At 60.7% G+C, this 11180-nt stretch carries 7 protein-coding genes; 4 read left to right on the top strand and 3 right to left on the bottom strand.

Features of this window, described 5'->3' with window-relative positions:
- The first annotated feature begins 139 nt into the window (after window positions 1-139).
- Complete coding sequence (locus ACVWY8_RS09810) at window positions 140-772, top strand: lysophospholipid acyltransferase family protein (protein ID WP_457387291.1); 633 nt, start codon at window positions 140-142, stop codon at window positions 770-772.
- Here ACVWY8_RS09810 and ACVWY8_RS09805 read toward each other — a convergent pair.
- Window positions 741-1190, bottom strand: a complete 450-nt coding sequence (locus ACVWY8_RS09805; RefSeq protein WP_414331431.1) for a (2Fe-2S) ferredoxin domain-containing protein — start codon at window positions 1188-1190, stop codon at window positions 741-743. The two genes, ACVWY8_RS09810 and ACVWY8_RS09805, sit on opposite strands and share 32 nt — an antisense overlap.
- 59 nt (window positions 1191-1249) lie before the next feature.
- On the opposite strand from ACVWY8_RS09805, the gene ACVWY8_RS09800 reads away from it, so the two are divergent.
- Complete coding sequence (locus ACVWY8_RS09800; RefSeq protein WP_457394290.1) at window positions 1250-1810, top strand: 2'-5' RNA ligase family protein; 561 nt, start codon at window positions 1250-1252, stop codon at window positions 1808-1810.
- A gap of 34 nt (window positions 1811-1844) precedes the next feature.
- Here the strand turns inward: ACVWY8_RS09800 and gap are convergent, their stop codons facing one another.
- Both gap and ACVWY8_RS09790 read right to left on the bottom strand, forming a co-directional pair.
- Window positions 1845-2864 carry a type I glyceraldehyde-3-phosphate dehydrogenase gene (gap, locus tag ACVWY8_RS09795; protein ID WP_011433307.1) on the bottom strand — a complete coding sequence of 340 codons (1020 nt, stop codon included), beginning with the start codon at window positions 2862-2864 and terminating at the stop codon, window positions 1845-1847.
- A 156-nt stretch (window positions 2865-3020) separates the two neighbouring features.
- Window positions 3021-3581: a Crp/Fnr family transcriptional regulator gene (locus ACVWY8_RS09790; RefSeq protein WP_187147224.1), complete on the bottom strand. Its 561-nt coding sequence runs from the start codon at window positions 3579-3581 to the stop codon at window positions 3021-3023.
- A 97-nt stretch (window positions 3582-3678) separates the two neighbouring features.
- Here ACVWY8_RS09790 and ACVWY8_RS09785 point away from each other — a divergent pair, with 97 nt between their 5' ends.
- Entirely contained in the window at window positions 3679-6573 is a 2895-nt protein-coding gene (locus ACVWY8_RS09785; protein WP_457394294.1) for a helicase-related protein, read from the top strand.
- Entirely contained in the window at window positions 6570-11171 is a 4602-nt protein-coding gene (locus tag ACVWY8_RS09780) for a DUF559 domain-containing protein (protein ID WP_457394297.1), read from the top strand. The genes ACVWY8_RS09785 and ACVWY8_RS09780 overlap by 4 nt, the downstream gene beginning before the upstream one ends.
- Window positions 11172-11180: the final 9 nt, after the last annotated feature.

Raw genomic sequence — 11180 nt, 5'->3', positions numbered from 1 at the left:
GTAAACCAGCCTGGAGGTTCGTGGTTGGCTTGCCAACTGCAGGGCTACCAAAAGCCCGCCCTGTACTGCGAAGCAGTCAGGGTCGGGTAGTTTACAGAGGGAACTGCTGCCGGAGTGGCAGGGATCGTTGGACTCACAGATGGGTTATCGCCGCCGGGATTGGTTGGCCTACTGGCTGCTCAAGTGGCTGGTGGTCAACCCCTTGTTTCGGGGACTGTATTTTGGGCGCACCTATGGGCAGGAAAACGTGCCTCGCCAGGGATCCCTCATCGTCGTCAGCAACCACGCCAGCCATTTGGATCCGCCGCTGGTGGCCAATGCGGTGCGCCGCCCGGTGGCCTTCATGGCCAAGGAAGAGCTGTTTCGGGTGCCGGGGCTGAAGCAGGTGATCCAGCTCTACGGCGCCTACCCGGTCAAAAGAGGCGGCTCCGACCGCGCTGCCTTGCGAGCCACAGAAGCAGCCTTGGCGCGGGGATGGGCGGTGGGGATCTTTTTGAATGGCACCCGTACCCCCGATGGCCGCATTCCTCACCCCCACTTGGGAGCGGCTCTGGTTGCAGCGCGAACGCAAACCCCTCTGTTGCCTGTGGCTCTCTGGGGTACCGAGAAAGTGCTGCCCAAGGGATCCCGGTGGCCGCGTTTGTTCTGCCCCATCACGGTGCGCATTGGCAACGTGATTCCCCCCCCCGCTTCCAGCGATAAGGCCGATTTGCAGCAGGTGACGGCAGAGTGCGTGCAGGCTATCCATGCCCTTTTGGATCAGGGGCGCTGAGGGTATCTTGGGCTACCAGATACTCAACAACAGGGATCCCTCCCAAGATGTGCTTTTGAAGAATCTCCTCCACCACCTCCGGCGTGACCGAGTGGTACCAAAACCCACCGGGATAGACCAGCAGCACAGGGCCAGGAACAGCATAGTCGCATGCCCGCAGGCAGTTGGCTTTGGTGCGGTGTACCCGCAGGGATCCCCCGCTCCCGATTTCCAGGTTCAATTCCTTGATCCGCGATTTCAAATAGTCCCAGGCTTCCAATCCCACGGCTTTCTCACAACATTTGGGCTTGGTTTGATCTGCACAAAGGAACAAATGCCACTGGTAGGGCGGAATGGGAGCCGGCTGAGGCGCTTGGCCTGGGGATCCGGTTGCCGAGGAGGGATCCAGGATAGGGGAAGAAGCGACAGGACGCGACATAACAAGATGTTTGGGCTTGGCTACAGTTGCATTATCCCCTGTTCTCTAGGTTCTTACCGATGCTGGTGGATAACCCCAAGCAGCGACTGTTTCTTGCTCTGCTCCCCCCTCCAGCACTGCAAGAGCAGGTGACAGCCATCAAACAGCAGTTTGCCGAGCAATTTGCCAGCCAAGCGGCCCTGCGCTCGCCTCCCCACATCACTCTGGTGCCGCCGTTCGAGTGGCCCAGTTCCGATCTGCCGGCCTTGACGGGATCCCTAGAGGCCTTTGCCAGGCGTCAGACCCCCGTCTCCATCCAGCTATCCGGCTTTGGGGCCTTCGCGCCGCGTGTCATTTTTATTCACGTCGTGCCCTCCCCAGAACTGCAGCAGCTACAAGCTCAAGCCCATCACCACATGGGGCTCCTTCTCAACCAGAAAGAGACAACCGCTCAAGCCCGTCCGTTTGTGCCCCACATAACCGTGGCCTTCCGAGACCTAACCCCCGCCCACTTTCGCGCCGCCTGGCCAGAGTTCAAGACGCGTTCTTTCCAGAGTGCGTTTGTAGCGTCAGCTTTGACGCTCCTCCTCCACGACGGCAAACGTTGGCAGGTTTTTGCCCAGTTCTCGATGGGGGAATAATGGGGAACAGAAGAGGGTTGCCAACCGAAGCAGCCTACTCCACCCAGTGAGCGGCCATGTATTCCGCCAAGTCCAACACCCGCTGGGAGTAGCCCCACTCGTTGTCGTACCAAGCCATGACCTTGACCAGATCCCCATCCAGCACACTGGTCATCTCCGCATCCACAATGGCCGAGCAGTCGTGGCCGCGGTAGTCGATGGAGACCAAGGGAATATCCGAGTAGGCGATGATCCCTTTCATCGTGGTTTCCGAGGCTTCCTTCAGGGCAGCGTTTACCTCCTCGGCAATCACGCGCCGCTCCGTCTGCACCACCAAGTCCACCAGAGACACATTGGGCGTGGGAACCCGTACCGCCACCCCATTCAGCTTGCCTTTCAGCTCCGGGATCACCAAAGCCACCGCCTTGGCAGCCCCCGTGGTGGTGGGCACCATGCTCAATGCTGCTGCCCGGGCTCGCCGCAGATCGCGGTGACCACCATCTAAGATCCGCTGGTCGCCGGTGTAACTGTGGGTGGTGGTCATGGTGGCACGGAGGACGCCGAACTTGTCCAGCAACACCTTGATGATCGGGGCGAGGCAGTTGGTGGTGCAGCTGGCGTTGCTGACAATGTTGTGCCGCACCGGGTCGTAGGTGTGTTGATTAACACCGTAGACAAACGTGGGAATGTCTCCCCCCTTGGCCGGGGCGGTGATCACCACCTTTTTGGCCCCCGCTTCTATGTGCTTAGAGGCACCCTGGTAGTCGACAAAAACACCTGTAGCTTCAATAACAAGATCCACCTTCCACTCTTTCCAGGGCAGGTTGCTGGGGTTGCGGTCGGAAACGGCATAGATATGCTTGCCGTTCACCACCAAACCGTTTTCTGCAGGCTCAACGTCTGCTCCCTGCAACGGCCCAAGGATGGAATCGTACTTGAGCAGGTGGGCAGCCGTGCGAGCATCTGAGGTGTCGTTGATGGCAACAATGTCCAGGTTGGACTGGGAGCGACCCAGCCAACAGCGCAAAAAGTTGCGACCAATGCGACCAAACCCGTTGATGGCTACCCTAACCACTGCTCCTGACCTCGCTGCTTGAAATCTCTTGGGGGCTGCTGCTTAGCACATGATATCGCAACCCCTGAACATTCTGAAGACAAAATTTGGGATCCAAGGGGTTGTCTTCGTGGACGTTGACCTGCAAACCTATGCGGAGCAGGGATTGAGCCTCTTTCAAGCGGGATAGCGCTGGTGCAGCAGAGCCATAGCCGAGGCTACATTTTCTACCCCTCGCTGCTCCAGAAGATCCGTGAACATACTATCCAGCCAGTAAAGGTGCTCGCTGATGATCTGGCTCCAGGCGCGGTAGAGTTTCACCTGTACTTCCAGGGGCAGCAGGATCAGCCCTTCGGTGGAAAGGCGTAGGGTTTGCACCTCGGTCATGCTCACTGCCGTAAAGGAGCGCCGCCGCCCCGTCAGCAGAGAAAGTTCCCCAAACAAACGCCCGGCGTGCAGCGTAGCCAGCCAATAATCTCCCGGATGTCGCACATATTGGCGACGCAGCTCCACCACTCCACTGAGGATCATGTACAGGTCACTGCTGGGATCCCCCTCTTGAAAGATCACCTGGCCAGGAGAGAAGCGGCTGGGCAACAGGGCTGCCGTCAGCGCCTTCCACTCGGCATCTTCCAAAGATTGGAAGAGCAAGTGCTCGCGAACACGCTCAAACGGATAACGGGGGCTGCTCATGATGTCGGTGGGCCAGAGGGGTACCTGAGGCCGGCTCCGTTTCATCCTACCGCTGCCGGCAGGGTATTGGGAGATGGGAGAGAGTTGTCCCCAAAGAGTATCTAAGATGCAATGGAAAAGGTAGGTCGCTCCCAGGGATCCCATGCAGCCTGGCTCAATTGTCCGCTGCCGCAACCGCGAGTGGGTGGTGCTCCCCGCTGATTCAGAAGAAATTGTGGTGCTGCGGCCCCTCACCGGCACCCCAGAAGATGCGGTTTGCATTCACCGACACCTGATGAACCTTGTGGGCGGCACCTTGCCCTTCGAGCGAGTGGAGCCTACCGCCTTTCCTTGGCCCTCTGGGGATCATCCTGCCGATGCCACCAGTACCCTTCTCCTCTGGCAGGCGGCCCGGCTGATTTTACGGGAGGGCGCAACTCCCTTTCGCTCTCTGGGGCGCCTCTCGATTCGGCCACGGGTATACCAGTTTGTGCCCTTGCTCATGGCGCTGCGCCTCGATCCGGTGCGGCTATTGATTGCCGACGACGTAGGGGTGGGCAAGACCATCGAGGCGCTGCTGATAGCCAGGGAGCTTTTGGATCGCGGCGAGATCCGACGCCTTTGTGTCCTGTGCCCTCCCTATTTGTGCGAGCAGTGGGCCAGCGAGCTGGCCGAGAAGTTTAACCTGGAGCCAGTGGTCATCCGCTCGGGAACGGTGGGGCAATTGGAGCGAAAAACCCCTGTTGGGTGCAGCCTCTACGAGCACTTTCCTGTCCAGGTGGCCAGCATTGACTTCGTCAAGACCGAGCGCAACCGCCACCCATTTCTGCAATTTTGTCCTGAGCTGGTCATTGCCGACGAAGTCCATGGGGCAGCGGCGGCCCATGGCAAAAACCAGCAGGAGCGCCACAGTCTGCTCAAAGCGGTGGCCCAAAACCCCAACCGCCACCTGATCCTGCTGACGGCAACTCCCCACAGCGGTGTCGAAGAGGCCTTCCGCTCGCTGCTGGGGCTGCTGCGGCCCGAGTTCGAGACATGGGATCTCCAGGATCTCAACGAAGACCAACGCGTCCAGCTAGCCCGTCATTTTGTCCAGCGCACGCGGCGAGATATTCGGGAAACTTGGCAGGAGCTCACCTGTTTTCCAACCCGGGAAGCTGAAGATGAAACCTACACCCTTTCTGAGGGGCAGCGCAAGCTGTTCGAGGACACCTATGGGTTTTGCTCGGAATTGGTGTGCACAGGGCAGCAACTAGAGAAGCGCCAGCAGCGAGTGCGCTACTGGGGAGCGCTGGCCCTTTTGCGCTGCGTAATGTCCAGCCCGGCGGCAGCAGTAGCGGCATTGCACAATCGCAGCGGAGCAACCCTGGAGGCAGAAGAAGAGGTTGAGGCAGAACTGAGCCGCTGGGTGTTCGAGTCGGCAGAAGAGCGTACCGACGATGAGCTGCCAACGCCAGCTCTTGAAGCCGCAGACCCAACCCTGCCGGATAGCGACCGCCGCTGGTTGCAGGCCCTGGCCCGTCTGGCCAAACAGCTCCAGGGCCCAGAGCACGACACCAAACTGGCGCGGGCCATCGAGCTGGTGAAAAAGTTGCTTCAGGAAGGTTTTCATCCCATCCTCTGGTGCCGCTACGTTGCCACTGCGGAGTATCTGGACAGTTACCTTCGGCAACAGCTGGGATCCCCAGCCCAAGTAGCCTGTGTAACGGGCAGGATGGGAGACGAGGAGCGGGAGGCCAAGATCGCGAACCTGGAAGTTGACCGACCACGGGTGCTGGTGGCCACCGACTGCCTCTCGGAAGGGATCAACCTGCAGGAAAAGTTTACAGCCGTCATCCACTACGACCTGCCCTGGAACCCCAATCGGCTGGAGCAGCGGGAGGGCCGGGTGGATCGCTACGGCCAAAAGGCCAGCCGGGTCAAGGTCATCCGCTTTTTTGGCCGCGACAACCCCGTAGATGGCGTGGTACTGGAGGTGTTGCTCAACAAAGCGCGGGAGATCCACCGCACCCTGGGCACCCACGTGCCTGTGCCGGAGGCTAGCGAAAGCGTTACCCAGGCTGTGCTCGAAGCCCTCTTCCTGCGCAAGGGACACTGGTCCGCCGAGCGCCAGCTAACCCTCGATCTTGGCGTGCCGGAAGTGGATGAGTTTCACCGGCGCTGGGATCGCTCTGTCGAACAGGAGCGGCGCAACCGCACCCGTTTTGCCCAGCGGGCCCTCAAGCCTGAGGCAGTGCAGCGGGAGCTGGAGGCCACCGATGCCGTGCTAGGGGATCCCGAAGCTGTGCGCGAATTCTTCCTGGCTGCCGCCCAGCGCCTCAACCTAGCCATAACCCCAGGGAAGCGGTCGGGGGTCTACCAGGTTAGCGTCGGCTCCGAAGCCACTGCCACCTTGCCGGAAGCCATTCGCCTGGCCCTGCCCTCTCCCAAAGGCGGGCGTTGGCTAATCAGCTTCGACTCGCCCACGCCCGAAGGTGCCGAATACATTGGCCGCAACCACCGCGTCGTGGTTGCCCTGGCCCAGTTTTTGCTGGAGGAAGCTCTCGACAACCCAGAGAAAGGGGATGCTGTCGTCTCCCGCTGCGGCGCTCTACGCACCCGAGCGGTAGTTGATCTTACAACTCTACTGCTGCTGCGGGTGCGCTACCTGGTGGAGCAACCCCAGGGGCAGCCTCTCTTGGCGGAAGAGGTGCTGGTGCTAGGCGGTGTTGGCCTGGAGAGCGGCGAGGCCCGCTGGCTGGAGACGGGCGCAGCTCTCCAACTGCTGGCCACGGCCAAGCCGGATGAGAACCTACCGCTAGCGGAAAAGCGGGAGCTGGTTCAGCATCTCCTGGCCTGTCTCGGCCCGTGGCAGGAGACAGAGGAAAACTGGGGAAGGGATCACCGGCTGCAGCAGGCGGCGCGGGAGCGGATTTTGCAGCGTGCTGCTGAGCTGGAGGCTGCCCATAGGCGCATCCGCCAAGCCGTGTCCCTACAGGGGCGGGGGCTGAAGGTGAAGCCGCAGCTTCCCCCCGATCTTTTAGGACTCCTTGTTCTCCAACCGGTGGTTTGCCGATGAGCGAGTTTTCTGGGGTACGCATCGAAGGAGGCCTGTTGGGGCCCGATATTCTCGAAAAGCTGCTGGCAGGGGATCTGCCAGGACAGAAGCCAGAAGACTTCGGCTTTAACAGCAAGCGCAGCCCAGTCGAAGAGATTGCCGCGGTCTTTGCCGATTGTCGAAAGTACTGGGAGGCCTTCCAGAGCCGCCTGCAGCGCCTGCCCGAAAGCGATCTCGCCACCAGCATCACCCGCGATGCCTGGGCGATCCCCTTCTTCAGTTTGCTGGGGATCGAGGTGCGCTATCAACCGCGCGCCTGCGAGGTGGACGGAATGAACTTCCCCATCTCGCATCGCATGGGCGAGGCGGAAGACGCGCCACCGGTGCACATCGTCGGCGCGCGCCAGGAGCTGGGCCGCGTGCCGGCTTCTGGCCGGCCTCGCCTGGCACCCCACTCGCTGCTGCAGGAGTATCTCAACCGCAGCGAGCACCTCTGGGGCATTGTTACCAACGGATTGACCCTGCGCCTCCTGCGGGACTCCACCTATGTGCGTCGGCAGGCCTATGTGGAGTTTGACCTGAAGCAGATCCTAGAGGAGCAGCGGTTTAACGACTTTGCCATCCTCTTTCGGCTGCTGCACCGCAGCCGCTTGCCCCAAACGGCAGAGCTAGCAGGGGATTGTCTGCTGGAAAAGTACTACCAACAGGCCCTGGAGCAGGGTGGCCGGGTACGGGAACGGCTGCGGGAGGGGGTTGAGGAGTGCATCAGGTTGCTGGCAAATGGGTTCCTGGCCCATCCCAAGAACCAGAGGCTGAGAGCGCGGCTCTTGTCGGATCCCAGGGAGCTCTACCGCCAACTGCTGCGCTTGGTCTACCGGTTCCTGTTCCTCTTGGTTTCCGAAGAGCGGGGGTTGATGAGCAGCGCGGCGCTCTATCGCGAGCACTACAGCGTGACGCGGCTGCGGCGGTTTTTGGATCGGCAAAGTGCCCAAGACGAACACGAGGATCTCTGGTGCAGCTTGCGGGTGCTCTGGAGGGTGCTTTCCCAAGAGGAGCTGGCGGAGTTGCTGGGGGCTGCTCCTCTCAACGGAGAGCTGTTTGCCCCTCTGGAGCTGGATGAGTGCAGCCTGAGCAACCGGGATCTGCTGCAAGCCTTTTCGCACCTAGCCTACTACCGAGAAAACCCCACCTCTCCCCTTCGGCGGGTCAACTACGCGGCGCTGGATGTAGAAGAACTGGGATCCGTCTACGAAAGCTTGCTCGACTACCAGCCTCAGATTGTAACTGGGCAAGGGGCGCCTCGCTTTGAGTTGAGCTACGGCTCAGAGCGCAAGAGCACAGGCTCCTACTACACCCCGCCGGAGCTAGTGGCCGAACTCATCCGCTCGGCGCTGGAGCCAGTGATCGAAGAACGGCTGAAAGCCGCTTGCCCACCTGAGGAAAAAGAGCAAGCGATTTTGTCCATCCGTGTGTGTGATCCCGCCTGCGGATCCGGTCACTTCCTGCTTGCTGCCGCCCGCAGGTTGGGCAAGGAACTGGCAAAGATCCGCACCGGCGAAGAGGAACCCGTCCCCGAGCGTGTCCGCGAGGCCATCCGCGATGTGGTGGCGCACTGCATCTACGGCGTGGACAAAAACCCGCTGGCGGTGGAGCTCTGTCGGGTGGCCCTGTGGCTGGAGGCCCACTGCGCCGGCAAGCCCCTCACCTTCCTGGATCACCACATCAAGTGCGGCGATTCGCTGGTGGGCGTCTTGGATTTGGCGATTTTGGAAAAGGGCATCCCCGATGAAGCCTTTACCCCGGTTAGCGCTGACTCCAAGGAGGCTGCCCGCTCGCTAAAGCAGCGCAATCGCACCGAGTGCCAGAGTTTGCAAACAGGGCAGCTTTCCCTTGCTTTTGACACTGACCAGGTGGTGGCTGAGCTTAGCCAGGAGCGACAGAAGCTAGAAGCCATTCCAGACAACTCCCCGGCAGAGGTTAGCCGCAAGCAGCAGCTCTACAGCCGCTACTGCCAAGACCCGCAACACCAAAAGCTAGTGGAAGCCTGCAACCTGTGGACAGCCGCTTTTTTCCAGCCCTTGATCCCTGACTTCTCTAGGGCCATTACCACCCAAGCCGTGGCTGATCGACTGCAGGAGAGAACCCCCTCCCAGGCCCTTGCCACTGCTCAGGCCCTCGCCGTCGAGAACCGGTTTTTCCACTGGCCGCTGGAGTTTCCAGAGGTGTTTGAAAGTGGCGGCTTTGATGTGATCCTCTCCAACCCGCCCTGGGAGCAAATCCAACTGGAGGAAGAAGAATTCTTCGCCAGCCGCGATACCGCCATTGCCCGCGCGCCCAACGCCGCCGCCCGCAAACGCCTGATTGCCGACCTGCCCCAGACCAACCCCGCCCTCTGGCACGACTACCAGCGCGCCCTGCACAACGCCGAAAGCGCCAGCCGCTTCCTGCGCGCGAGCGGACAGTACCCCCTGACCGGCCGCGGGCGCATCAACACCTACTCCGTCTTCGCCGAGCGCGTGCGTCACCTGCTGAGGGGACGGGCGGGCATCATCGTCCCCACCGGCATTGCCACCGACGCCACCAATCAGTTCTTCTTCGCCGATCTGGTGGAAAAAGGACATCTGCTCAGCCTGTTCGACTTCGAAAATCGTGAAAAACTCTTCCCGGCGGTCGACAGCCGCATGAAATTCTGCCTGCTCACCCTTTGTGGAGAGCAGGAGAGCAAGAGAGCAGGAGAACACGAGACCTCTCCCGCTCTCACGTTCTCATTTTTCGCCACCCGCCCTGAACACCTGCGCGACCCGCGTCGCGTTCTCACCCTCACAGCGGACGACATTGCCCGCATCAACCCCAACACCCGCACCCTGCCCGTCTTCCGCACTCGCCAGGATGCCGACCTGACCCGCGCCATCTATCAGCGCGTGCCGGTGTTGGTTAACGAACACACGGGAGAAAACTCTTGGGGCGTGCGCTTCATGGCGATGTTCCAAATGTCCAACGACTCGCACCTCTTCCGCACCCGTGCAGAGCTGGAAAAGCAAGGTTACCGGCTGGTGGGGAATGTGTTTGTGCCCTCACCCCCTAGCCCCCTCTCTCACGCTGCGGGAGAGGGGGGAAGGATCGCAGCCCCCGACCTCTCTTCTCGCGCTGCGGGAGAAGGAGGGTACGAATTACCCAAGGCCAGCCAGGAACTGATTGCCAGGGCGCGGCAGTTGCGTCGCGAGGCGACGACCGCCGAAAGCCTGCTCTGGGAATTGTTGCGTGACCGTCGGCTGCTAGGCCGAAAATTCCGGCGTCAACATCCGATTGGACAATTCATCGCCGACTTCTTCTGTGACGATGCCCGCCTGATCATTGAGATAGATGGCGCCGTGCACCGTGAACCCACTCAGCAGGAACGCGACCGTTTGCGGGAGGAAATCCTGCGCGAACATGGCTTTGCCATGCTGCGCTTTACCAATGAGCAGATATTCGACCACACAGAACAAGTCCTCCAAGAAATTGCTGCCTATGTCACTGCCCATTCCTACGAGCATCCTTCTCCCCTCTCCCAAAGCCTTGGGAGAGGGGCCGGGGGTGAGGGCTACCTCCCCCTCTACGAAGCCAAGATGATCTGGCACTATGACCACCGCTACGGCACGTATGAAGGAGTGGATTCGCGTTCCAGCACCCAACTGCCCACCCCCGACGAGCGCCAGCACGCCGATCCGCACTTCCTCGTCCAGCCCTGGTACTGGGTATCGGCAGAAGAAGTGCAAGCCCGCCTGGGCGCGTGGCAACGCGGCTGGCTGCTCGGCTTCCGCGATGTGACCAACGCCACCAACGAGCGCACTGCCATCTTCAGCCTGCTGCCCAGAGTTGGGGTAGGACATACGATGCCCATAGTCCTTACGGGTGAGATTTCGGCTATTCATCTCTCGTGTTTTCTAGCCAATCTAAATGTCCTGATTTTTGATTGGGCATTGCGCCAGAAAATTGGTGGGACGCATCTTAGTTCCTTCATCCTCCGCCAACTCCCTATTTTTCCCCCCACTGCCTACACCCCCGCCGATCTCGCCTTCATTGTGCCGCGCGCACTGGAACTGACCTATACTGCCTGGGATCTCAAGCCCTTCGCCGACGATGTGTGGAACGAAGCTGATGACGGGCTGCGGGCAGCCATCCATGTTGCGTGGGATGCAAACCGTATTGCTGTCGGCAGGCATGAATGGCGCCTGCCATCCTGGATCAGCGCTTACCCGGAGATCGAAACCAACCCGCAGAAGGGCATCCCCTTTCCGCCCTTTCGCTGGGACGAAGACCGCCGCGCGGTGCTGCGTGCCGAACTCGATGCGTACTACGCCCAGCTCTACGGCCTGACGCGCAAGCAACTGCGCTACATCCTCGACCCGGCGGATTTGACCGAACGCGAACTTGCCGACATCCTCGATCCGTGGGAAGAGGTGCGCGACCTGCTCGACCCGGCGGGGTATGCTGCCCGTGTTGCCGCTAGCACCTTCCCCGGCGAAACCTTTCGCGTGCTGAAGGAGAAGGAGATACGTCAATACGGCGAATACTGCACCCGGCGGCTGGTACTGGAGGCGTGGGAGAAGCTGGCGCAGCACTCAATAAAAGCTTAGAATACACAT

The sequence above is a fragment of the Thermostichus sp. OS-CIW-32 genome (assembly GCF_054060415.1).
This window is presented reverse-complemented; position numbering and strand designations above follow the sequence as displayed.

What these genes read in the sequence shown, in the direction of transcription:
- ACVWY8_RS09810 (WP_457387291.1), top strand. Translation starts at nt 140, where the DNA reads ATGGGTTATCGCCGCCGGGATTGGTTGGCCTACTGGCTGCTCAAGTGG.
- ACVWY8_RS09805 (WP_414331431.1), bottom strand. Translation starts at nt 1,190, where the DNA reads ATGTCGCGTCCTGTCGCTTCTTCCCCTATCCTGGATCCCTCCTCGGCA.
- ACVWY8_RS09800 (WP_457394290.1), top strand. Translation starts at nt 1,250, where the DNA reads ATGCTGGTGGATAACCCCAAGCAGCGACTGTTTCTTGCTCTGCTCCCC.
- ACVWY8_RS09790 (WP_187147224.1), bottom strand. Translation starts at nt 3,581, where the DNA reads ATGAAACGGAGCCGGCCTCAGGTACCCCTCTGGCCCACCGACATCATG.
- ACVWY8_RS09785 (WP_457394294.1), top strand. Translation starts at nt 3,679, where the DNA reads ATGCAGCCTGGCTCAATTGTCCGCTGCCGCAACCGCGAGTGGGTGGTG.
- ACVWY8_RS09780 (WP_457394297.1), top strand. Translation starts at nt 6,570, where the DNA reads ATGAGCGAGTTTTCTGGGGTACGCATCGAAGGAGGCCTGTTGGGGCCC.